This is a genomic window from Thioalkalivibrio sp. ALE9, assembly GCF_000377445.1.
Taxonomy (GTDB): domain Bacteria; phylum Pseudomonadota; class Gammaproteobacteria; order Ectothiorhodospirales; family Ectothiorhodospiraceae; genus Thioalkalivibrio.
On record NZ_KB898137.1, the window covers coordinates 1 to 22,789 of the forward strand.

General features: G+C 66.4%; 21 protein-coding genes, 1 tRNA gene, 1 pseudogene and 1 other annotated feature. Of the genes and pseudogenes, 21 read left to right on the plus strand and 2 right to left on the minus strand.

Going from position 1 to position 22,789, the window contains the following annotated elements:
• A pseudogene (locus D106_RS15310) lies at window positions 1-671 on the minus strand (IS3 family transposase); the annotation flags it as partial.
• Window positions 277-393 (minus strand) — a sequence feature (AL1L pseudoknot). (Overlaps the previous pseudogene by 117 nt.)
• A gap of 491 nt (window positions 672-1,162) precedes the next feature.
• Between D106_RS15310 and carA the strand changes: the two are divergent.
• Genes carA through greA form a run of 3 tightly spaced genes read left to right on the plus strand, consistent with a single transcriptional unit; the run spans window position 1,163 to window position 6,055 of the window.
• Window positions 1,163-2,296: a glutamine-hydrolyzing carbamoyl-phosphate synthase small subunit gene (carA, locus tag D106_RS0113115; protein ID WP_018880329.1), complete on the plus strand. Its 1,134-nt coding sequence runs from the start codon at window positions 1,163-1,165 to the stop codon at window positions 2,294-2,296.
• 49 nt (window positions 2,297-2,345) lie between these two features.
• Complete coding sequence (gene carB, locus D106_RS0113120) at window positions 2,346-5,579, plus strand: carbamoyl-phosphate synthase large subunit (protein WP_018880330.1); 3,234 nt, start codon at window positions 2,346-2,348, stop codon at window positions 5,577-5,579.
• Entirely contained in the window at window positions 5,576-6,055 is a 480-nt protein-coding gene (gene greA, locus D106_RS0113125; RefSeq protein ID WP_018867783.1) for a transcription elongation factor GreA, read from the plus strand. Before carB ends, greA begins: the two co-directional genes overlap by 4 nt.
• An 18-nt stretch (window positions 6,056-6,073) precedes the next feature.
• Here greA and yhbY read toward each other — a convergent pair whose 3' ends face one another.
• Window positions 6,074-6,373, minus strand: a complete 300-nt coding sequence (yhbY, locus tag D106_RS0113130) for a ribosome assembly RNA-binding protein YhbY (RefSeq protein ID WP_018867784.1) — start codon at window positions 6,371-6,373, stop codon at window positions 6,074-6,076.
• A 68-nt stretch (window positions 6,374-6,441) separates the two neighbouring features.
• Here yhbY and rlmE point away from each other — a divergent pair, with 68 nt between their 5' ends.
• From rlmE to nuoK, 18 genes are all read left to right on the plus strand, one after another.
• Window positions 6,442-7,068 (plus strand): 23S rRNA (uridine(2552)-2'-O)-methyltransferase RlmE, encoded by a 627-nt coding sequence (gene rlmE, locus D106_RS0113135; protein ID WP_018867785.1) that lies wholly within the window; start codon window positions 6,442-6,444, stop codon window positions 7,066-7,068.
• A 42-nt stretch (window positions 7,069-7,110) separates the two neighbouring features.
• Window positions 7,111-9,075 (plus strand): ATP-dependent zinc metalloprotease FtsH, encoded by a 1,965-nt coding sequence (gene ftsH / locus D106_RS0113140; RefSeq protein ID WP_018867786.1) that lies wholly within the window; start codon window positions 7,111-7,113, stop codon window positions 9,073-9,075.
• Window positions 9,076-9,159: 84 nt separating this feature from the next.
• On the plus strand, window positions 9,160-10,047 hold the full coding sequence (gene folP, locus D106_RS0113145; RefSeq protein ID WP_018880331.1) for a dihydropteroate synthase: 888 nt from the start codon (window positions 9,160-9,162) through the stop codon (window positions 10,045-10,047).
• The gene (glmM, locus tag D106_RS0113150; RefSeq protein WP_018877160.1) at window positions 10,047-11,387 is read left to right on the plus strand and encodes a phosphoglucosamine mutase; all 1,341 of its coding nucleotides are present in this window, start codon (window positions 10,047-10,049) and stop codon (window positions 11,385-11,387) included. The genes folP and glmM overlap by 1 nt, the downstream gene beginning before the upstream one ends.
• A gap of 179 nt (window positions 11,388-11,566) precedes the next feature.
• Window positions 11,567-12,334, plus strand: coding sequence for a triose-phosphate isomerase (gene tpiA / locus D106_RS0113155; protein WP_018880332.1), 768 nt, complete (start codon window positions 11,567-11,569; stop codon window positions 12,332-12,334).
• Window positions 12,331-12,711, plus strand: a complete 381-nt coding sequence (gene secG, locus D106_RS0113160) for a preprotein translocase subunit SecG (protein ID WP_018867790.1) — start codon at window positions 12,331-12,333, stop codon at window positions 12,709-12,711. Before tpiA ends, secG begins: the two co-directional genes overlap by 4 nt.
• Before the next feature lie 22 nt (window positions 12,712-12,733).
• A tRNA-Leu gene (locus tag D106_RS0113165) sits at window positions 12,734-12,818 on the plus strand.
• A gap of 265 nt (window positions 12,819-13,083) precedes the next feature.
• Window positions 13,084-13,440 carry an NADH-quinone oxidoreductase subunit A gene (locus D106_RS0113170; protein WP_017941353.1) on the plus strand — a complete coding sequence of 119 codons (357 nt, stop codon included), beginning with the start codon at window positions 13,084-13,086 and terminating at the stop codon, window positions 13,438-13,440.
• A complete protein-coding gene (locus D106_RS0113175; RefSeq protein ID WP_012982122.1) occupies window positions 13,431-13,907 on the plus strand; it encodes an NADH-quinone oxidoreductase subunit B family protein in 477 nt (158 codons plus the stop codon). The genes D106_RS0113170 and D106_RS0113175 overlap by 10 nt, the downstream gene beginning before the upstream one ends.
• A gap of 17 nt (window positions 13,908-13,924) precedes the next feature.
• Window positions 13,925-14,644 carry an NADH-quinone oxidoreductase subunit C gene (locus tag D106_RS0113180; protein ID WP_018867791.1) on the plus strand — a complete coding sequence of 240 codons (720 nt, stop codon included), beginning with the start codon at window positions 13,925-13,927 and terminating at the stop codon, window positions 14,642-14,644.
• On the plus strand, window positions 14,637-15,890 hold the full coding sequence (locus D106_RS0113185) for an NADH-quinone oxidoreductase subunit D (protein WP_017941350.1): 1,254 nt from the start codon (window positions 14,637-14,639) through the stop codon (window positions 15,888-15,890). The genes D106_RS0113180 and D106_RS0113185 overlap by 8 nt, the downstream gene beginning before the upstream one ends.
• Window positions 15,890-16,420: an NAD(P)H-dependent oxidoreductase subunit E gene (gene nuoE / locus D106_RS0113190; protein ID WP_012982125.1), complete on the plus strand. Its 531-nt coding sequence runs from the start codon at window positions 15,890-15,892 to the stop codon at window positions 16,418-16,420. Before D106_RS0113185 ends, nuoE begins: the two co-directional genes overlap by 1 nt.
• 1 nt (window position 16,421) lies before the next feature.
• The gene (gene nuoF / locus D106_RS0113195; RefSeq protein ID WP_018875889.1) at window positions 16,422-17,702 is read left to right on the plus strand and encodes an NADH-quinone oxidoreductase subunit NuoF; all 1,281 of its coding nucleotides are present in this window, start codon (window positions 16,422-16,424) and stop codon (window positions 17,700-17,702) included.
• A 33-nt stretch (window positions 17,703-17,735) separates the two neighbouring features.
• Complete coding sequence (nuoG, locus tag D106_RS0113200; RefSeq protein ID WP_018880333.1) at window positions 17,736-20,135, plus strand: NADH-quinone oxidoreductase subunit NuoG; 2,400 nt, start codon at window positions 17,736-17,738, stop codon at window positions 20,133-20,135.
• Between the two features lie 12 nt (window positions 20,136-20,147).
• Window positions 20,148-21,212 (plus strand): NADH-quinone oxidoreductase subunit NuoH, encoded by a 1,065-nt coding sequence (gene nuoH, locus D106_RS0113205; protein ID WP_018867795.1) that lies wholly within the window; start codon window positions 20,148-20,150, stop codon window positions 21,210-21,212.
• A 10-nt stretch (window positions 21,213-21,222) separates the two neighbouring features.
• Window positions 21,223-21,711 carry an NADH-quinone oxidoreductase subunit NuoI gene (nuoI, locus tag D106_RS0113210; RefSeq protein WP_018141815.1) on the plus strand — a complete coding sequence of 163 codons (489 nt, stop codon included), beginning with the start codon at window positions 21,223-21,225 and terminating at the stop codon, window positions 21,709-21,711.
• A 15-nt stretch (window positions 21,712-21,726) separates the two neighbouring features.
• The gene (locus tag D106_RS0113215) at window positions 21,727-22,383 is read left to right on the plus strand and encodes an NADH-quinone oxidoreductase subunit J (protein ID WP_018877164.1); all 657 of its coding nucleotides are present in this window, start codon (window positions 21,727-21,729) and stop codon (window positions 22,381-22,383) included.
• Window positions 22,384-22,482: 99 nt separating this feature from the next.
• Entirely contained in the window at window positions 22,483-22,788 is a 306-nt protein-coding gene (gene nuoK, locus D106_RS0113220; RefSeq protein ID WP_018141813.1) for an NADH-quinone oxidoreductase subunit NuoK, read from the plus strand.
• Window position 22,789: the final 1 nt, after the last annotated feature.

A 22,789-nucleotide genomic window follows, 5' to 3' on the forward strand; every position in this document is an offset into this window, starting at 1 on the left:
CGGGAGCGCGATCCCGAGCGCCGGACGGGTGGTGCGCGGGGCCTTGCCCCGCGTCACCCCGCGCAGACCCAGGGCGCGCATCCGCCGCGCCACGCTGCAACGCGCGACGTCGCAGCCCTCCAGCCGGAGGGCATGCCAGACCTTGCGCACACCGTAGACCCTGAAGTTGTCTTCCCAGACGTCGTGGATCTTCGCGTCCAGCGCCGCGTCCTGCCGGACGCGGGCGGGAAGCCGCCCGGGATCCCGTTCCCGGGCCTTGTGCTCGTAGTAGGTCGACGGGGCGATCGGCAACTCGCGGCAGATCGGCTCGACCCCGTAGGCCTCGCGATGGGCGTCGATGAACGCCCGCATCACTTCTCGTGGCGGTCGAGCTCCGCCTGGGCGAAAAACGCCGAGGCCTTGCGCAGGATCTCGTTGCTGCGCTTGAGCTCGCGGTTCTCCCGCTCCAGCGCCTTCAGGCGTGCCCGTTCGTTATCCGACAACGCCGAGGCATCGTCCCGCTCGCGCTCCGCGCGGCGGACCCACAGCCGCAGCGTCTCGCCCGTGCAGCCAATCTTCGGTGCAATCGACTGGATCGCCGCATGCTGCGACGAATACTCCTCCTGGTGTTCCCACACCAGCCGCACCGCCCGTTCCCGGACCTCCGGGCTATACCGTGTCGTCTCACTCATCGCTCTATCCTCCCAAGGATCAGAGCCTCCGGAAAAGTCGGTACGGTTCACTTTCTTGGGCAAGCAAGAAAGGACCTCGGGGCGCGCTGGCGAGTCAGCGCCAGGCAGTATGCGGACCGAAGGCACCGTAAACACCGGATGCTGAACCAGGACCAGCCACCACGAGGCAGGCGGCGGACCGAAGGCAGGTGAAACACCAGGCGACGAACGGGGGCCAGCCACCAACGGCATAGAATGAACGATCGCCGGGCTGGAGCGGAGAGGCGGATGACGTCGCAAGCGGGCATCTCGTTGGACGCCGCGCGCGGCGCTCGCGTACACTTGAAGGCGTATCCGTACCCGTCCCGCGAGCACCGAACCGTTGTCCAGAACAGGGCCCTGTCCCTGTTGAAACGGTGCGGGCGAGGCCGGGTCAAAGACCCGAATCGATCGCAGTACCGCCGCCGGCGAACCGCCTGGCGGCCCCGACCCAGACCATCCGGAGGTCCCCTGTGTCCGCGCCCGCTCTGCTCGTCCTGGAAGATGGCACTGTGTTTCATGGTCAGGCGATTGGCGCCCAGGGCCAGACGGTCGGCGAGGTGGTGTTCAACACCGCGATGACCGGTTATCAGGAGATCCTGACGGATCCCTCCTACCACCGGCAGATGGTCACGCTGACCTATCCGCATATCGGCAACACCGGTACCAACCCGGAGGATGACGAGTCCACCCGCGCCTATGCCGCCGGGCTGATCATCCGCGACCTGCCGCCGCTGGTGTCGAACTGGCGTTCGCGCGAGTCGCTGCCGGATTACCTGCTGCGTCACGGCATCGTGGCGATCAGCGGGATCGATACCCGCAAGCTGACCCGCATTCTGCGCGAGAAGGGCGCGCTGAACGGCTGCATCCAGGCCGGTGAGGTGGACGAGCAAGCGGCCCTGGCCGCCGCGCGCGAGTTTCCCGGCATCAAGGGCATGGACCTGGCGCGCGAAGTCACCACGCGCAGCCGCTACGAATGGCTGGAGGGCACCTGGCAGCTCGGCGAGGAGCCGGCCCGGGTGGTCCCGGAGCAGGCCGAATTTCATGTGGTGGCCTACGACTTCGGCATGAAGCAGAACATCCTGCGCAAGCTGGCGGACCGGGGTTGTCGCGTGACCGTGGTGCCGGCCGAGACACCGGTGGACGAGGTGATGGAGCTGAAGCCCGACGGGGTGTTCCTGTCCAACGGCCCGGGCGACCCCGAACCCTGCACCTACGCGATCGAGGCGATCCGCGACATCTGCGAGCGCAAGCTGCCGCTGTTCGGCATCTGCCTCGGGCATCAGCTGCTGGGGATCGCCAGCGGCGGCAAGAGCGTGAAGATGAAGTTCGGCCACCACGGGGCGAACCACCCGATCCGCCACGAGGAAAGCGGGCGGGTGATGATCTCGTCGCAGAACCACGGTTTTGCGATCGACGAGGACAACCTGCCCGATACGCTGACGCCGACCTACCGGTCGCTGTTTGACGGCACGCTGCAGGGGATCGCCCGCACCGACTGCCCGGCCTTCAGCCTGCAGGGACACCCCGAAGCCAGCCCGGGCCCCCACGACGTGTCCCCGGCGTTCGACGACTTCGTCGAGATGATGCGCGCCGCGCGTCGCTAAAGCTCCTCCTCCCGAATTTCCGATATCGACAGCCTGCGAGAGCCGTCACATGCCCAAGCGTACCGACATCCAGAGCATCCTGATCCTCGGGGCCGGCCCGATCGTGATCGGTCAGGCCTGCGAGTTCGACTACTCCGGCGCCCAGGCCTGCAAGGCCCTGCGCGAGGAGGGTTACCGGGTGATCCTGGTGAACTCCAATCCGGCGACCATCATGACCGATCCGGAGATGGCGGATGCCACCTACATCGAGCCGGTGGAGTGGGAGACGGTCGCCAAGATCATCGAGAAGGAGCGCCCGGATGCGGTGCTGCCGACCATGGGCGGTCAGACCGCGCTGAACTGCGCGCTGGACCTGTCGAAGGAAGGCGTGCTCGAGAAGTTCGGGGTGGAGATGATCGGCGCCAACGAGGCGGCGATCGACATGGCCGAGGACCGCGATCACTTCAAGGCGGCGATGGCCGATATCGGTCTGGACACCCCGACCGCGATGCTCGCGCACTCCTGGGAGGAGGCGCAGGAGATCCAGCCGAAGATCGGCTTCCCGGTAATCATCCGCCCGTCGTTCACCCTCGGCGGCTCGGGGGGCGGTATCGCCTACAACCGCGAGGAGTTCGAGTACATCGTCAAGAACGGGCTCGACCTCTCGCCGGTAAACCAGGTGTTGCTGGAGGAATCGGCGCTGGGCTGGAAGGAGTTCGAGATGGAGGTGGTCCGCGACAAGGCGGACAACTGCATCATCATCTGCTCCATCGAGAACCTGGACCCGATGGGTATCCACACCGGGGACTCGATCACTGTGGCCCCGGCGCAGACCCTGACCGACAAGGAATACCAGATCATGCGCGACGCCTCGCTGGCGGTGCTGCGCAAGATCGGCGTGGAAACCGGTGGCTCCAACGTGCAGTTCGCGATCAACCCCGAGAACGGGCGCATGATCGTGATCGAGATGAACCCGCGGGTGTCGCGTTCCTCCGCGCTGGCCTCCAAGGCGACCGGCTTCCCGATCGCCAAGGTCGCGGCCAAGCTGGCGGTGGGCTACACCCTCGACGAGCTGAAAAACGAGATCACCGGCGGGCTGACCCCGGCCTCGTTCGAGCCGTCCATCGACTACGTGGTCACCAAGATCCCGCGCTTCACCTTCGAGAAATTCCCGCAGGCCGAGGCGCGGCTGACCACGCAGATGAAGGCGGTGGGCGAGGCGATGGCCATCGGCCGCACCTTCCAGGAGTCGTTCCAGAAGGCGCTGCGTTCGATGGAGACCGGCATGGACGGTCTCGACGAGCGCATTGACCTGGATGCCGACGACGTGGTCGATCAGCTGCGCACCCGGCTCGCCAACCCCAGCCCGGAGCAGGTGCTGTACGTGGCCGATGCCTTCCGCGCCGGCTTCTCGATCCAGGACATCTTCGACCTGACCGCGATCGATCCCTGGTTCCTGGCCCAGATCCAGGAACTGGTGGATGTCGAGAAGGGCCTGCGCGACCGCATCCTGGGCGACATCAAGGCCGAGGAGATGTACCGCCTGAAGCAGCGCGGCTTCTCCGACCTGCGCCTGGCAACGATCCTCAACGAGACCGAGAAGGCCGTGCGCAAGCACCGCCACGGCCTGGGCGTGCGCCCGGTGTACAAGCGGGTGGATACCTGCGCGGCCGAGTTCGCGACCACCACTGCCTACATGTACGCCTCGTACGAAGAGGAGAACGAGGCGGAGCCGACCGACAAGCAGAAGATCATGGTCCTGGGCGGCGGGCCGAACCGCATCGGCCAGGGCATCGAGTTCGACTACTGTTGCGTGCATGCGGCGCTGGCGATGCGCGAGGACGGCTACGAGACCATCATGGTCAACTGCAACCCGGAGACCGTCTCCACCGACTACGACACCTCGGATCGCCTGTACTTCGAGCCGCTGACCCTGGAGGACGTGCTGGAGGTTGTGGCGACCGAGAACCCGGCCGGCGTGATCGTGCAGTACGGCGGACAGACCCCGCTGAAGCTGGCCCGTGACCTCGAGGCGGCCGGCGTGCCGATCATCGGCACCAGCCCGGACTCGATCGACCTGGCCGAGGACCGCGAACGCTTCCAGGCCCTGCTGAACAAGCTGGGACTCAAGCAGCCGCCGAACCGCACCGCGCGCAGCGAGGAAGAGGCGGAGAAGCTGGCCGACGAGATCGGCTACCCACTGGTGGTGCGTCCGTCCTACGTGCTCGGTGGCCGCGCGATGGAGATCGTGCGCGACCGCGAGGACCTGCGCAGCTACATGCAGAACGCGGTGTCCGTCTCCAACGATGCCCCGGTGCTGCTGGATCGTTTCCTGGATGACGCGATCGAGGTCGATGTCGATGCCATCTCGGATGGCGAGAACGTGATCATCGGCGGGATCATGGAACACATTGAGCAGGCCGGCGTGCACTCGGGCGACTCCGCCTGTTCGCTGCCGCCGTTCTCGCTGTCGATGGCGCTACAGGACGAGATGGTCGAGCAGGTGCGCAAGATGGCGCTGGGGCTCAAGGTCGTCGGCCTGATGAACACCCAGTTCGCGATCAAGGGCGACGATATCTACGTGCTGGAGGTCAATCCGCGCGCCTCGCGCACCGTGCCGTATGTCTCCAAGAGCGTCGGCCGGCCGCTGGCCAAGATTGCCGCCCGCTGCATGGCCGGGCAGACCCTGCCCGAGCAGGGCGTGGGCGATGCGGTCTACCCCGATTACTACTCGGTAAAGGAATCGGTGTTCCCGTTCGCCAAGTTCCAGGGCGTGGACCCGATCCTGGGGCCGGAGATGAAGTCCACCGGCGAGGTGATGGGGGTCGGTCGCAGCTTCGCCGAGGCCTTCGCCAAGAGCCAGCTGGGGGCGGGCGTGCTGCTGCCGTCCACCGGCAAGGCCTTCGTGTCCGTGCGCGAGATCGACAAGCCGCTGGTGGGTGAAGTCGCGCGCCGCCTGGTCGAGCTGGGTTTCGAGGTTCTGGCCACCCGGGGCACGGCGAACGTGCTGGAGGAGGCCGGGATCGCGGTGACCCGCGTGAACAAGGTCACCGAGGGTCGTCCGCATATCGTGGACATGATCAAGAACGACGAGATCAGCTTCATCATCAACACCGTGGAGGGCAAGCAGTCGACCTCCGACTCCTACACCATCCGCCGCGAGGCGCTGATGCACAAGGTGGGCTATACCACCACCATTGCTGGGGCCAAGGCCACCGTGCAGGCCCTGGATCATCTGGGGGCGAACGACGTCTTCCGGCTGCAGGACCTCCACCAGGAAAATCTCGGAGGGAAAAGCGCATGAACAAGACGCCCTTGACCGTGACTGGCGCGGAAAAGATGAAGGAAGAGCTGAAGAAGCTGAAGGGCGAGGACCGCCCGCGCGTGGTCAACGCGATCTCCGAGGCGCGCGAGCATGGTGACCTCAAGGAGAACGCCGAGTATCACGCCGCGCGCGAGCAGCAGAGCTTCATCGAGGGCCGCATCCGCGAGCTGGAGGCGAAGCTCTCCAATGCCCAGATCATCGACGTCACGGCCCTGCCGCAGACCGGCAAGGTCGTGTTCGGCACCACGGTGGTGCTGGAGGCGACCGAGGACGGGCGCCAGGTGACCTACAAGATCGTGGGCGAGGACGAGGCCGACATCAAGAACAACATGATCTCGGTGTCTTCCCCGATCGCGCGGGCGCTGATCGGTAAGGAAGAGGGCGATGTGGTCACCGTGCAGGCCCCGGGCGGGGAGACGGAGTACGAGATCCTGGAGGTCCGCTACGTCAACTGACGCCGCCGTATCCGGCTGTCAGGCCGGGTCCAGCGAGACCTTCGGGTCCTCCGGGTTGCGCCGGAACAGGGTGGCGACATGACCGATGCGCTGAATCCGCTCGGCGCCGGTGCGCTCGCACAGTTCCTCGACGGCCCCGTTGCGGGCCTCGCGATCCCCGATATTCACCTTGATCTTGACCAGTTCGTGGTGGGTGAGCGCCAGTTCCAGTTCCGCCAGAACCGCGTCGGTCAGCCCGTTGCGGCCAATGGTCACGACGGGTTTGCGGGGATGGGCGAGGCTGCGCAGGTGGCGGCGTTGCGCGTCGGTCAGATTCACGGGAGGCCGTTTTTCGGTGTTGGAAAGCCAAAATTGTAGCACGCCGAGTGCCGGCGCAAGGATCGGGCATGCCCAAGCGTAGCCGCTCCAGCCAGCGCTGGCTGAAGGAACATTTCGATGACCCCTACGTCCAGCGGGCCCAGCAGGAGGGCTACCGCGGGCGCGCGGTCTACAAGCTGCAGGAGCTCGACGAGCGCGACCGGCTGCTGAAGCCCGGGATGCGCGTGGTGGACCTGGGTGCGGCGCCGGGCGGTTGGACCCAGTACGCCGCGCAGAAGATCGGCCGCAAAGGGGTCCTGGTCGCGACCGATATCCTGCCCATGGATCCCGTGCCGGGTGCGGAGATCGTGACCGGCGACTTCCGCGAGGACGCCGTGCTGGATGCGATCCTGAGCGCGCTCGGGGACGAGCCGGCCGACCTTGTGCTTTCCGATATGGCCCCCAACCTGACCGGTACGGATGCCGTGGATCAGCCGCGTTCCATCCATCTGTGTGAACTGGCGCTGGAGTTGGCCACCCAGATTCTGAACCCCCGGGGGGCTTTTCTGGTCAAGCTGTTTCAGGGCGAAGGTTCCGATGCCTACCTGGCCGAGGTGCGCCGCCGGTTTCGCTCGGTCAAGGTGCGCAAACCGAAGGCCTCGCGGCCTCGGTCACGGGAAGTGTATGTATTGGCACGCGAGCCCCGGGATGTGTAAAGCTGCCTGCAACTGACGATTGATGTTTTTCGAGGTGTCGTTTTGAACGGTCTGGCCAAGAACCTGATCATCTGGGCGGTGATTGCCGTCGTCCTGATGTCTGTCTTCAACAACTTCGGCCCACAGCAGCAGACGCAGGATGTGCGGAGCATTACCTACTCCGAGTTCATCCGCGATGTGCAGGGCGGTCGCGTGGATAACGTGACCATCAAGGGCGAGAAGATCGAGGGCACCACGCTGGAAGGCCAGCGATTCACCACGGTGAATCCGAACGACCCGGGCCTGATCGGCGACCTGCTGCAGAACAATGTGGAGGTCAATGCCCACGAGGAGGCCGAGCGTTCCCTGCTGATGAGCATCCTGATCAGCTGGTTCCCGATCCTGCTGCTGATCGCCGTGTGGATCTACTTCATGCGCCAGATGCAGGGCGGTGGCGCCGGCGGCAAGGGCGCGATGTCCTTCGGCAAGTCCAAGGCCAAGCTGATGTCGGAGGACCAGGTCAAGGTCGGCTTCGGTGACGTGGCCGGCTGCGACGAGGCCAAGGAAGAGGTCACCGAGCTGGTGGACTTCCTGCGCGACCCGTCCAAGTTCCAGAAGCTGGGCGGCCAGATCCCGCGCGGGGTGCTGATGGTGGGCTCTCCGGGTACCGGCAAGACGCTGCTGGCCAAGGCCATCGCCGGCGAGGCCAAGGTGCCGTTCTTCAGCATCTCCGGTTCCGACTTCGTCGAGATGTTCGTCGGCGTGGGTGCCTCGCGCGTGCGCGACATGTTCTCCGAGGCCAAGAAGCACGCTCCCTGCATTATCTTCATCGACGAGATCGATGCGGTCGGCCGCCAGCGCGGCGCCGGCATGGGCGGTGGTCACGACGAGCGCGAGCAGACGCTGAACCAGCTGCTGGTCGAGATGGACGGCTTCGAGGGCACCGAGGGGGTCATCGTGATCGCCGCGACCAACCGCCCGGACGTGCTGGACCCGGCGCTGCTGCGCCCGGGCCGCTTCGACCGCCAGGTGGTGGTGCCGCCGCCGGACGTGCGCGGCCGCGAGCAGATCCTCAAGGTCCACATGAAGAAGACCCCGATCGCGGAGGATGTGCGCCCGGACCTGATTGCCCGTGGTACGCCGGGCTTCTCCGGGGCGGATCTGGCCAACCTGGTCAACGAGGCGGCGTTGTTCGCGGCCCGGGCCAACAAGCGCCTGGTGGATATGTCCGACTTCGAGCGCGCCAAGGACAAGATCATGATGGGCGCCGAGCGCAAGTCCATGGTGATGTCCGAGGACGAGAAGAAGCTGACCGCCTATCACGAGGCCGGGCATGCGATCGTCGGCCTGACGGTGCCGGAGCATGACCCGGTGTACAAGGTCAGCATCATCCCGCGCGGGCGCGCCCTCGGGGTGACCATGTTCCTGCCGGAGGAAGACCGCTACAGCCACTCGAAGACGCGCCTGGAAAGCCAGCTGGCGAGCCTGTTCGGTGGGCGCCTGGCGGAAGAGATCATCTTCGGCCACGACAAGGTGACCACCGGGGCCTCCAACGACATCGAGCGTGCCACCCAGATCGCGCGCAATATGGTCACCAAGTGGGGCCTGTCGGACAAGCTGGGCCCGCTGGACTACGGCGAGGAAGAGGGGCATCCCTTCCTGGGCGGGCAGATGGGCAAGTCCAAGCCGATGTCCGACGAGACCGCGCGCGAGATCGACGCCGAGGTGCGCCAGATCATCGACACGAATTACCAGCACGCGAAGCAGATCCTGGTGGACAACATCGACAAGCTGCATGCGATGGCCCAGGCACTAGTGAAGTACGAGACCATCGACGACAAGCAGATCGAGGACATCATGGCCGGGCGCGAACCCCGCGAACCCGCCGACTGGGACAGCGGCGGCGGCCCCGGCGGTACCGCGCAGGCCGGCGAGGAGTCCGACGCCAGTGGCTCGGGTGACGGCTCCGAAGGTCGCGATGACGACGACAACAAGGGTGTTGTAGGCGGGCCCGCGCCGCAGTCCTGAGTGGGGCCCCCGCCGACGCGTCGAACCCAGGCCGCCAGGCCCTTTCCTGGCGGCCTTTGTCGTTGGTGGCAAAGGAGAAAGATCGTGCCGACCGATGCACCCGTGCTGCAATGCGGAGCGCGCCGCCTGGACCTGGGGCGGCCACGCATCATGGGTATCCTCAATGTGACCCCGGACTCGTTCTCCGATGGCGGGCAATATGCCCGGGTCGAAGAGGCCCTGGCGCGCGCCCGCGCCATGGTCGCGGAGGGGGCGGATCTCCTCGATGTGGGGGGTGAGTCCACGCGTCCCGGCGCGGAGCCGGTACCACTGGAGGAGGAGCGCCGCCGGGTGCTGCCGGTGATCGAGGCGCTGCACGCGGAAATCGGTGTGCCGCTGTCCGTGGATACGATGAAGCCGGCGTTGATGCGCGAGGCGGTCGCGGCCGGCGCCGGGTTGCTCAACGACGTCAACGGCTTCCGAGCCGAGGGGGCCCTGGAGGCGGCGGTCGAGGCGGCGCGCGAGGATGGCGTGGCGCTTTGCGCGATGCATATGCAGGGCGAGCCGCAGTCGATGCAGCGTGCGCCGCATTATGACGACGTGGTGACCGAGATCGCGGCCTTTCTGGACCAGCGGGTGCGCGAATTGCGGGCCGCCGGCGTGCCGCGAGGCCAGATCCTGCTAGACCCGGGGTTTGGCTTTGGCAAGACCCTGGCGCACAACGTCGCCCTGTTTCGTGGCCTGCCGCATCTGGCCGGGGCCGGCCTGCCGTTGCTGGTCGGCGTTTCGCGCAAATCGATGATCGGCCAGTTGCTGGGGGATCGCCCGGTCGCCGAGCGGGACCCGGGGAGTGCCGTGGCGGCGATGCTGGCGGCGCAGGCCGGGGCGCGTGTCCTGCGTGTGCACAACGTCTCGGCGACCCGCGACGCGCTGGCGCTATACTCGGAGTTGCGGCCGGATGGCGGCGAAGAGCAGGACAATCGAGGGAACTGATGGGCAAGTATTTCGGGACGGACGGGATTCGCGGGCGCACCGGCGAGTGGCCCATGACGCCGGAGTTTGCGCTGCGACTGGGCTATGCCGTGGGCGAGGTGCTGGGCGAGAACGGCCAGCGCCAGGGCCCGGTGCTGGTGGGCAAGGACACGCGGGTGTCCGGGTACATGTTCGAGTCGGCGCTGGAGGCCGGGCTGTCGGCCGCCGGGCTGGATGTCGCGCTGCTGGGGCCGATGCCCACGCCCGCGATCGCCTACCTGACCCATACCTTCCGTGCGACCGCGGGCATCGTGATCAGCGCCTCGCACAACCCGTTCCACGACAACGGGTTCAAGTTCTTCACGCCCGAGGGCGACAAGCTGCCGGATGCGACCGAGGCCGCGATCGAGGCGCGCCTGGATCAGCCGGCGCAGCCGATCGACGCGGCGCGACTGGGCAAGGCCGTGCGCATCAGCGATGCGGCCGGGCGCTATGTGGAGTTCTGCAAGAGCGCCATCCCGGCGCGCTCCGAGTTGCGCGGCATGAAGGTGGTGATCGACTGCGCCCATGGGGCCACCTACAACGTCTCCCCGCATGTATTCGAGGAGCTGGGCGCCCGTGTCGAGATCCTTGGCGCGAGTCCTGACGGCTACAACATCAACGAGGGCGTGGGCGCCCTGTACCCCGAGAAGGTGGCGGCGCAGGTGCGCGCCAGCGGGGCGGACCTCGGGATTGCCCTGGACGGCGATGGTGACCGCGTGATCCTGGCCGATGCCGATGGCACGGTCGTGGACGGCGATCAGATCCTCGGCATCCTGGCGCTGGCGCGGCAGCAGAGCGGGGGCTTCGATGGTGGGGTGGTCGGGACGCTGATGACCAACCTCGGCCTGGAGCAGGCCCTGAATGGCGCCGGCATCCCGTTCGTGCGCGCGAAGGTCGGGGATCGCTACGTGCTGGAGGAGCTCCGGCGTCGCGACTGGACCCTGGGTGGCGAGGGGTCGGGCCACATCGTCTGCCTCGAGCACACCACGACCGGTGATGGCACGGTCGCGGCGCTGCAGGTCGCCCACCTGATGCATCGCACCGGCCAGCCGCTGTCGGCGCTGGCCGCGGCGATCCCCAAGCTCCCGCAGTGCCTGATCAATGTGCCCGTCAGCGGTGCCGCTTCGGGCTGCCTGGAGGCCGAGCCGGTACGCGCGGAGGTTGCCGCGGTCGAGGGTCAGCTGGGCCAGCGCGGTCGGGTGCTGCTGCGTCCCTCGGGTACCGAACCGCTGGTGCGGGTGATGGTCGAGGGCGAGGACGCGAACGAGACCCGCTCGGCCGCTGAGCGCATCGCCGACAGTATCCGCGCGGCGATCTGACGCCCTCGGCGCCCGCGGGCGGCTCTCCCTGCGTCACCCCGCGCCGGGCGCCGCCGGCGTGGCGCGTGCCGGCTTGGTTGATTTGCTCCCGGTGCGCCGGTAACATCCCGCCGCTCTAATCATCATGATCGGACCCCGTCTATCCATGGGGTGCGTCCGACCGCAGGAGGAAGATCCGCATGCGCACGCCGCTGGTCGCCGGAAACTGGAAGATGAACGGTTCGCGGGACGCGAACCGCGCGCTCCTGAGCGCCCTGAAGGGCAGCCTGGGCGATATCCGGGGCGTGGACGTGGCGGTGTGTCCGCCCGCGGTCTACCTCGCCGAAATCGCCGACGACCTCTCGGGCGGCCCCATTGCGGTGGGTGCCCAGGATTGCTCGGACGAGGAGAAGGGCGCCTACACCGGCGAACTGGCCGGCGCCATGCTGGCCGAGGTCGGCTGCCGTTACGTGATCGTCGGGCACTCCGAGCGCCGTGAGCGGCAGAACGAGGACAGTGCCTGGGTGGCCGCGAAATTCGTTGCGGCCCAGGCGGCCGGCCTGATTCCGATCCTGTGTGTCGGCGAGCAGAAGGACGACCGCGAGGGTGGCCGTACCGAGAGCGTCGTGGCCGAGCAGCTGGATGCGGTGCTGGACGCGGCCGGGGTCGAGGCCTTCGCCAGTGCCGTGGTGGCCTACGAGCCGGTCTGGGCGATCGGCACCGGGCTGACCGCCACGCCGGAACAGGCCCAGGAGGTGCATGCCTTCATCCGTAATCGCGTCGCCGGCCGCGACCCGCGCATCGCCGCGGAGCTGCGCATTCTCTACGGCGGCAGCATGAAGGCCGACAATGCATCCGGGCTGCTGGCGCTGGAGGATATCGACGGCGGTCTCATCGGCGGCGCCTCGCTGGATGCCGACGGGTTCACCGCCATCGTCCGTGCCGCGGGCGAGCGAGTCGCAGCATGATTTACGGCCTGCTCCTGGTTGTCCAGGTCGCGGTCTCGATCGGCCTGATCGCGCTGATCCTGATGCAACACGGCAAAGGGGCCGATGCTGGCGCCGCCTTCGGCAGCGGGGCTTCGGCAACGGTGTTCGGGGCGGCCGGTTCGGCCAACTTTCTGAGCCGTTCGACCGCGTTTCTGGCGGTGGTGTTCTTCCTGAATAGCCTGACACTGGCCTATCTGGCCGCCTCCAGCCCGGAGGCCGAGAGCCTGCTGGACCAGATGGAGGCCATGGAAGAGGAAGGTGACGGTCCGCCGGATCTTCCGCGCGAGGTGGTCCCGGGGCAGGAGCCCGCGGGCGATACCCCGCAATCCGGCCGGCCGGCCGACGTGCCCGACTGATCCCGGGTACCTGTACCAAACGGCAGATGTGGTGGAATTGGTAGACACGCTATCTTGAGGGGGTAGTGGCGCAAGCCGTGTGGGTTCGAGTCCCACCATCTGCACCAAATTCTGGATGGCCCGGGTTGCTCTCTGTTCCTGAGTGCCCGGGCCAAATAACAATAAAATCAGCGTCTTATAAAATTACGAATACTTGACACCGTTTTTGGGCATCACCTAGACTCCGTGCCCGGTGTGCGGTCCTGTCTCGTCTCCACGAGGGCGGTCCGTACCCGCGCTTTCAACCAGCAACGCTGAACGGCTCGCCGGCGCGCCCGATCCACGCGACGCCTCGCGAACCTGCCCGCCAGAGGCGGCGTACGGGAGAGAGAAATGCTGGAAGGTTATCTACCCATCCTGCTGTTCATCGCAGTGGGCATCGTGATCGGGATCGTACCGCTGATCGTCGGTATGGCGGTGGGTCCGCGCAAGCCGGACGCCGCCAAGAACTCGCCCTACGAGTGCGGCTTCGAGGCCTTCGAGGACTCGCGGCTCAAGTTTGATGTGCGCTTCTACCTGGTGGCGATCCTGTTCATCATCTTCGATCTGGAGATCGCCTTCCTGTTCCCGTGGGCAGTGTCGCTAGACACCATTGGCCTGTTCGGGCTTCTTGCGATGGCGCTGTTTCTCGTCATTCTGGTGGTCGGTTTCATTTACGAGTGGAAGAAGGGGGCGCTGGAATGGGAATAGAAGGCGTTCTTGAAAAGGGCTTCGTCACGACCTCGGCGGACAAGCTCATCAACTGGGCCCGTACCGGCTCCCTGTGGCCGATGACCTTCGGCCTGGCGTGCTGCGCGGTGGAGATGATGCACGCCGGTGCGGCGCGCTATGACCTCGACCGCTTCGGGATTATCTTCCGGCCCAGTCCGCGCCAGTCGGACGTGATGATCGTCGCCGGCACCCTGGTCAACAAGATGGCCCCGGCCCTGCGCAAGGTCTACGACCAGATGCCCGAGCCACGCTGGGTGATCTCCATGGGCTCCTGTGCCAACGGGGGCGGGTACTACCACTACTCCTACGCCGTCGTGCGCGGCTGCGACCGCATCGTGCCGGTGGATGTCTACGTGCCGGGTTGCCCGCCGACGGCCGAGGCGCTGCTCTACGGCATCATCCAGCTGCAGAACAAGATCCGGCGCACGAACACCATCGCGCGCTGACGCACCCGGGGTTTCCGATGGCTGAACAAGACAACTGGATCGACGCCCTGCGGGCGGAACTGGGCGATGCCCTGGAAAGCCTGCACGAGGCGAACGACGAGATCACCGTCGATATCACGCCCGGGTCCTGGCGCGAGGCGGGCGAGAAGCTTCGTGATGCGCTGGGTTTCGAGATCCTGATCGACCTGTGCGGGGTGGATTACCTCGAATACGGCCAGGACGAGTGGGGTACCGATTCCGCCACCAATACGGGCTTCTCCCGGGGAGTCGAGGCTGCGACCTCGGGTCGCTTCACCTTCGATGACGCGCCGGAAGATTCCAACTGGGACGGGCCGCGCTTCACCGTGGTGGCCCACCTCCTGTCGGTGGCGCACAACCGCCGCGTCCGCATGCGGGCCTGGCTGGACGATGAGGAATTTCCCGAGATCGAGTCGCTGGTGGAGGTCTGGGCCTCGGCCAACTGGTTCGAGCGCGAGGCCTTCGACCTGTTCGGGATCCTGTTCTCCGGGCATCCGGACCTGCGCCGCATCCTCACCGACTACGGGTTCGTCGGGCATCCGTTCCGCAAGGATTTCCCGCTGATTGGTCATGTCGAGATGCGCTACGACGCCGAACAGGCGCGCGTGGTGTACCAGCCGGTGACCATCGAGCCGCGCGTGCTGGTGCCCAAGGTGATCCGCGACGACCATCGCTACAGCGAGGGCGAGAAGCCGGGCGAAGGAGCCGAGAATGCCTGAGATTCGCAACTTCACCCTGAACTTCGGGCCGCAGCATCCGTCCGCCCACGGCGTGCTGCGTCTGGTGCTGGAGATGGACGGCGAGGTCGTGCAGCGCGCCGACCCGCATATCGGCCTGCTGCACCGCGGCACCGAGAAGCTCGCCGAGAGCAAGCCGTACAACCAGTCCATCGGCTACATGGACCGTCTCGACTACGTGTCGATGATGGCCAACGAGCACGGCTACGTGCTGGCGATGGAGAAGCTGCTGGGCATCGAGGCCCCGCTGCGGGCGCAGTACATCCGGGTGATGTTCGACGAGATCACCCGCATCCTGAATCACCTGATGTGGCTGGGTGCCCACGCGCTGGATATCGGCGCGATGGCGGTGTTCCTGTATGCCTTCCGCGAGCGCGAGGACCTGATGGACTGCTACGAGGCGGTCTCGGGTGCGCGCATGCACGCGACCTATTACCGTCCGGGCGGCGTCGCGCGCGACCTGCCGGGCACGATGCCCAAGTATCAGCCGTCCTCCTGGAAATCCCAGGAAGTGGTGGATGACCTGAATAAAATCCGCCAGGGCTCGCTGCTGGACTTCATCGAGGCCTTCACCGAGCGCTTCCCCGGCTGCGTGGACGAATACGAGACCCTGCTGACCGACAACCGGATCTGGAAGCAGCGCACCGTGGGCATCGGCGTGGTCGATCCCGACCGTGCCAAGCAGCTGGGCTTTACCGGTCCAATGCTGCGCGGCTCCGGCATCGAGTGGGACCTGCGCAAGAAGCAGCCCTACGAGGTCTATGACCGCCTCGATTTCGATATCCCGGTGGGCGTCAACGGCGACTGCTACGACCGCTATCTGGTGCGCATCGAGGAGATGCGCCAGTCCAACCGCATCATCCGTCAGTGCGTGGACTGGCTGCGCCAGAACCCGGGCCCGGTGCTGCTGGAGGATCACAAGATCACCCCGCCGAAGCGCGAGGAGATGAAGGCCGACATGGAGGCCCTGATTCACCACTTCAAGCTGTTCACCGAGGGCATGTGCCTGCCGGAAGGCGAGGCCTACGCCGCGGTGGAGCATCCGAAGGGCGAGTTCGGGGTGTATCTGGTCTCCGATGGTTCCAACAAGCCCTATCGCCTGAAGGTTCGCCCGCCGGGCTTTGTGCACCTGTCCGCGCTGGACGAGATGGCGCGCGGCCACATGCTGGCCGATGTGGTCGCCATTATCGGGACCCAGGACATCGTATTCGGGGAGATCGACCGCTGATGGCTGCCGAACAGAAAACCGTCGCCTTCCACAAGCCCGCCGGCAAGAAGGTGGAGCTCAGCGACCACGAGCGCGAAGAGATCGACGCCTGGCTGGCGCGCTATCCCGAAGACCAGAAGCGCTCTGCGGTGCTGGGCGCCCTGCGCGCGGTGCAGCACGAGGATGGCTATCTCTCCACCGCCAAAATGGACGCCGTCGCCGAGTACCTCGGCCTGCCGGCGATCGCGGTCTACGAGGTGGGCTCGTTCTACTCGATGTACGAGCTGGAGCCGGTCGGCAAGCACACGATCATGGTGTGCAACAACATTTCCTGCATGCTGCGCGGCTCGGAGCAGATCATCGAGCATCTGGAGAACCGTCTCGGCATCAAGCTCGGCGAGAGCACCCCGGACGGCAAGTTCTACCTGAAGATGGAAGAGGAGTGCCTGGCGGCCTGCTGTGGCGCCCCGATGATGCAGGTGGATCACGTCTACTACGAGAATCTCACGCCCGAGAAGGTCGACGAGATCCTCGACGGTCTGGAGAAGTAGCATGGCCAACCAGATCTGCTTTGCGACCCGCTACCTGGACGATCCGGCCTCGCTCGAGACCTACAAGAGCGTCGGCGGCTACCAGGCGCTGGAGAAGGTCTACAAGGGCAAGATGGCCCCCGAGGACGTGATCGAGGAGGTCAAGACCTCCAACCTGCGCGGCCGCGGCGGCGCGGGCTTCCCGACCGGGCTCAAATGGTCCTTCATGCCGCGCAACACCCCGGGCCAGAAGTACATCGTCTGCAATTCGGACGAATCCGAGCCGGGCACCTGCAAGGACCGCGAGATCCTGATGTACAACCCGCATGCCCTGATCGAGGGCATGGCGATCGCCGGCTACGCCATTGGCGCGACCGTGGGCTACAACTACATGCGCGGCGAGTTCATGGACGAGGTGAACACGCGCTTCACCGCGGCGCTGAAAGAGGCCTACGAGGCCGGCTATCTGGGCAAGGACATCTTCGGGTCCGGGGTCGACTTCGATCTCCACCCGTCGCTGGGCGCGGGCGCCTACATCTGTGGCGAGGAGACGGCCCTGCTGGAGTCGCTGGAGGGCAAGAAGGGCCAGCCGCGCTTCAAGCCGCCGTTCCCGGCCAACTTCGGTCTGTACGGCAAGCCGACCACGATCAACAACACCGAGTCGCTGGCGTCCATCCCGTCCATCATTCGGAATGGTGGCCAGTGGTTCGCGGATCTCGGCGTGCCCAAGTCGGGTGGCGAGAAGCTGTTCTCCGTCTCCGGGCATGTGAACAAGCCGGGCAACTACGAGATCCCGCTGGGCACGCCGTTCAAGGATCTCCTCGAGATGGCCGGCGGGGTGCTGAACGGCCGCAAGCTGAAGGCGGTGATCCCGGGCGGCTCCTCGGTGCCGGTGGTCCCGGGCGACGCGATGCTGCAGGCGAACATGGACTTCGACTCCATCGCCCATGCCGGCTCCATGCTGGGTTCCGGCGCGGTGATCGTGATGGACGAGACCGCCGACATGGTCAAGGCCCTGCAGCGCATCTCGCGTTTCTACTTCTCCGAGTCCTGCGGCCAGTGCACGCCCTGCCGCGAGGGGACCGGCTGGCTCTACCGCATGCTGACCCGCATCGTGGAAGGCCAGGGCCGTCCCGAGGACCTGGAACGCCTGGACGACGTGGCGAGCAAGATCGAGGGGCACACCATCTGCGCCCTGGGCGACGCCGCGGCCATGCCGGTGCGCAGCTTCGTCAAGCACTTCCGCCACGAATTCGAATACTACATCCAGCACGGCCGGAGCCCGGTGGCAGACGCCGCCTGACGCTCTACCGCGCCATCGCATCAGGAATCGAGCATGAGTCAGGATCAGAAACAGGATCTGGTCAGCATCGAGATTGACGGCCGTACGGTGGAGGCGCCAAAGGGCGCCATGCTCATCGACGTCGCCGATGATGCCGATATCCGCATCCCGCGCTTCTGCTATCACAAGAAGCTGTCGGTGGCGGCCAACTGCCGCATGTGCCTGGTGGAGGTGGAGAAGGCGCCGAAGCCGCTGCCGGCCTGTGCGACGCCCGTGATGGACGGGATGAAGGTGTACACCCAGTCCCCGCTGGCGCTGCGCGCGCAGAAGGGGACCATGGAGTTCCTGCTGATCAACCACCCGCTGGATTGCCCGATCTGCGATCAGGGCGGCGAGTGCGAGCTGCAGGACGTGGCCATGGGCTACGGCGAGAGCGTGTCCACCTACACCGAGGCCAAGCGCGTGGTGAAGGACAAGGACATCGGTCCGCTGATCGAGACCGAGATGACCCGCTGCATCCACTGCACCCGCTGTGTGCGCTTCGGCGAGGAGATCGCCGGGGTGCGCGAGCTGGGGGCGACCGGGCGCGGCGAGCACATGCGCATCGGCACCTACGTCGAGAAGACCGTCGCCCACGAGCTGTCGGGCAACGTGATCGACCTGTGCCCGGTGGGCGCGCTGACCGCCAAGCCGTCGCGCTATGGCGCGCGTGCCTGGGAATATGCCCAGGCCGCCACCATTGCCCCGCACGATGCCGTGGGCTCCAACCTGTTCCTGCATACCGATGACGGCCGCGCGATGCGCGTGGTCCCGCGCGAGAACGAGGCCGTCAACGAGACCTGGATCTCCGACCGCGACCGTTTCAGCTACACGGGCCTGTACGCCGAGGATCGCCTGACCCGTCCGCGCATCAAGGTCGATGGCCAGTGGCAGGAGGTCTCCTGGGAGACCGCGCTGAGCTATGCGGTCGAGGGCCTCAAAGAGGTCGCTCCGGAGCGCATCGGCGCCCTGTTGTCGCCTTCGCTCTCGCTGGAGGAGCACTATCTCGCGCAGAAGGTGCTGCGCGGCATGGGTGTGACCGATATCGATCACCGCGTGAACCAGCGCGATTTCCGCGACGAGGCCGCAGCGCCGCTGTTCCCCTATCTGGGTGCCGCGATCGGCGATCTGGAAAACGCCGATGGCGTCCTGCTGGTCGGCAGCAACCCGCGTCGCGAGCAGCCGCTGATTGCGCACCGCCTGCGCAAGGCCGCCTCGCGTGGTGCCCGGGTCAGCCTGATCAACGACATGCTGCTGGATCTGACCTATCCGGTGCAGGCCCAGCTGGTCGGTGACGCGCACGACCAGGTGCTGGCGCTGGCCGGGGTCGCCGGACAGATCGCCGCGGCCGGCAAGGCGCTGCCGAAGAAGCTGGAAAAGGTCGTCAAGGCGGCCGGGACCGACGACCCCGCCACGCGCGAGGCCTTCGAACGCGCCGCGCGGGCCCTGCTGGACGCGAAGCAGGGTCACGTCCTGCTCGGGGCTGCCGCGATGCAGGGGCCGGCCTTCTCCACGTTGCGGGCCCTGGCCGGCTGGATCGCCAAGCATACCGGGGCGAGCCTGGGCTACCTCCCGCAGGGCGCCAATGCCGGGGGCGCATGGCTCGCGGGTGTACTGCCGCATCGCGGTCCGGCCGGCCGCGAGCTGGAGACTGCCGGCGCCGATGCCGCCGCGATGCTGGAACAGGGCCGCGACGCCTTCGTGATCGCCGGGCTCGAGCCGGGGCGTGACGGCGCCGACCCGGTCGCCTTCCGCGCGGCCCTGCAACAGGCCGGGCTGGTCGTCGCACTCACCAGTTTCGCGAACGAGGACCTCGAGGCGGTCGCCGATGTTCTGCTGCCGATCGCCACCAGCTTCGAGCACTCCGGAACCTTCGTGAACGCCGAGGGTCGCTGGCAGAGCTTCCGCGCCGCCGCGCGCACGCCGGATGACGCGCGCCCCGGGTGGAAGGTGTGGCGTGTGCTGGGCAACCTGCTGGAGCAGGCCGGCTTCGATTATCTCGACTCGCCTGCGGTGCGGGACGAGCTGAAGGGGCAGCTGGCCGATGCCAGCTTCGACACGGGCGTCAACCTGAACAAGGTGCATGTGGAACTGCCCGAGGCCGGCAGCGGCGAGGGCCTTCAGCGCGTGCAGGCGGCCGCTCTCTACAGCGGCGATCCGCTGCTTCGCCGCGCCGAGCCGTTGCAGACCAGCCCCGAGGGGCAACTGGCGGAGAGCGTGCTGGTGCACCCCGACTCCGCCGGCGGGCATGCCCACGGCAGTCGCGTGCGGCTGCGTCAGGGCAAGGCCGAGACGGAACTGACCCTGCTGCTGGACGATTCGGTACCGCCGGGCCTGGCCGTGACCTTCGCGGGCTCCGCGGCGATGGGGGCCCTCGGCCTGCCGAACACCACGGTCGCGCTGGCGCGGGCCTGAGGGACTTAAGACATGTTCGACTGGATGATGAACCTCTTCTACAGCCTGCCGACCGTGATGCAGATCCTGATCGGCATTCAGCTGATCGTGATCCCGCTGATGCTGGCCGTGGCCTACACCACCTTTGCCGAGCGCAAGGTGATTGGCTACGCCCACGTGCGGGTGGGCCCGAACCGGGTCGGCCCGCGGGGCTGGCTGCAGCCGATCGCGGATGCGCTGAAGCTGCTGACCAAGGAGGTCATCCTCCCGACCAACGCCAACCGCTTTCTGTTCCTGAGCGCGCCGGTACTGACGATCGCCCCGGCCCTGGCCGCCTGGGCGGTGGTGCCGTTCTTCGAGGGCGGGGCGCTGGCGGATGTGAATGCCGGACTCCTGTACCTGCTGGCGCTGACCTCGCTGGGTGTGTACGGCATCATCATCGCCGGCTGGGCCTCGAACTCGAAATACGCGCTGCTGGGTTCGCTGCGTTCGGCCGCGCAGCTGGTGTCCTACGAGATCGCGATGGGCTTTGCCCTGGTCGGGGTGCTGATGGCCGCCGGCACCCTGAACGTGGGCGGGATTATCGAGGCGCAGTCGGGGAGCATGTACCACTGGTTCCTGCTCCCGCTGCTGCCGATGTTCTTCGTGTATTTCATCTCCGGGATCGCGGAGACCAACCGCGCCCCGTTCGACGTCGCGGAAGGCGAGTCCGAGATCGTCGCGGGTTTCCATGTGGAATACTCGGGCATGGCGTTCGCGGTGTTCTTCCTCGCGGAATATGCCAACATGATCCTGATCTCGGCGCTGACCGCGATCCTGTTCCTCGGCGGCTGGCTGTCGCCGTTCCAGGGGATCCTGCCGGCGGCCGCCTTCGATCTGCCGGTGATCGGTTCGTTGCTGGATCACGGGATCCACTGGTTCCTGTTCAAGACCGCGATCTTCCTGTTCGCCTTCCTGTGGTTCCGCGCCACCTTCCCGCGCTATCGCTATGACCAGATCATGCGCCTGGGCTGGAAGGTCCTGATCCCGGTGACCATCGTCTGGTTGTTCGTCGAGGGCGTGCTGGTCGCCTTCAACGTCGGCCCGTGGTTCGCGTGAGGAGTTCGAGATGAAAGCCGTGCGCCGTTTCTTCAAGAGTTTCCTGTTCTTCGAGCTGCTGCTGGGGCTGCGCCTGACCGGGCGGTACCTGCTGAGTCGCAAGTTCACCGTGCAGTACCCGGACGAGAAGACTCCGATGTCGCCGCGTTTCCGGGGCCTGCATGCCCTGCGCCGCTACCCCAATGGGGAAGAGCGCTGCATCGCCTGCAAGCTGTGCGAGGCGGTCTGCCCGGCGCTGGCGATCACTATCGATTCCGAGGAGCGCGCCGACGGCACGCGCCGCACCACGCGCTATGACATCGACCTGTTCAAGTGCATCTTCTGCGGCTTCTGCGAGGAGGCCTGCCCGGTGGATTCCATCGTCGAGACGCACATCTTCGAGTACCACTTCGAGAACCGGGGCGAGCAGATCATGACCAAGGACAAGCTCCTGGCCATTGGTGATCGCTTCGAAAAAGAGATCGCGCAGGCGCGCGCGGTCGATGCCCCCTACCGGTAACGCAGGGAACGCCTCATGACCTTCGAGCTCGTCCTTTTCTATCTGTTCGGCGCGATCCTGCTGGGCGGCGCGCTGGCCATGATCAGTGTGCGCAACCCGGTACATGCCGCGCTGTTCCTGGTGCTGTGTTTCGTGGCGGCCGCCGCCCTGTGGTTGCTGGCGGAGGCCGAGTTCCTCGGTATCGTGCTGGTGCTGGTGTACGTCGGCGCGGTGATGGTGCTGTTCCTGTTCGTGGTGATGATGCTGGACATCAACCTGGCCAAGCTGCGCGAGGGCTTCACCGAGTACCTGCCGGTGGGCATCGTGGTCGCGCTGGCCATGGCCACCGTGCTGGTGCTGGTGATCACCCGCTACATCACCATGGACGTCCCGGAACGCGCCGGGCCCGAGTACGCCAATACCGAGGCCCTGGGCGCGATCCTGTACACCGAATACGTGTATCCGTTCGAGATTGCCGCGGTGATCCTGCTGGTCGCGATCATCGCCGCGATCTCGCTGACCATGCGCAAGCGTCCGGACAACAAGTCCATCGATCCGGGCAAGCAGATGGCGGTCTCGCGCGAGGGTCGCGTGCGCATGGTCACCATGGCGTCGGAGAAGAAGAAGGCCCCGCGCCGGGGTGGGCAGGGGTCCGGGGCCGATGCGCCGGGCGGCGAGGACGAATCCAAGTAGGCAAACCGAGTGCAATCCCAATCGGGGATCCCGGCCGCGCGCGGCGGGACCCGGACACCGGGGGCGGAAGCCGCCCCCGAAAGAACTCAGGGCTAGAACATGATTACGCTAGAGCACTACCTGGTGCTGGCCGCGCTTTTGTTTTCCATCAGCGTGGCCGGGATCTTCCTGAATCGGAAAAACGTGATCGTGCTGTTGATGTGCATCGAGCTGATGATGCTCGCGGTCAACATCAACTTCATCGCCTTCTCGTTCTTCCTGCAGGACCTCGCGGGCCAGGTGTTCGTGTTCTTCATCCTGACCGTCGCCGCGGCCGAGGCGGCCATCGGCCTCGCCATCCTGGTGTTGCTGTTCCGTAACCGCGGAACCATCAACGTCCAGGACATGGACGCAATGAAGGGATAAC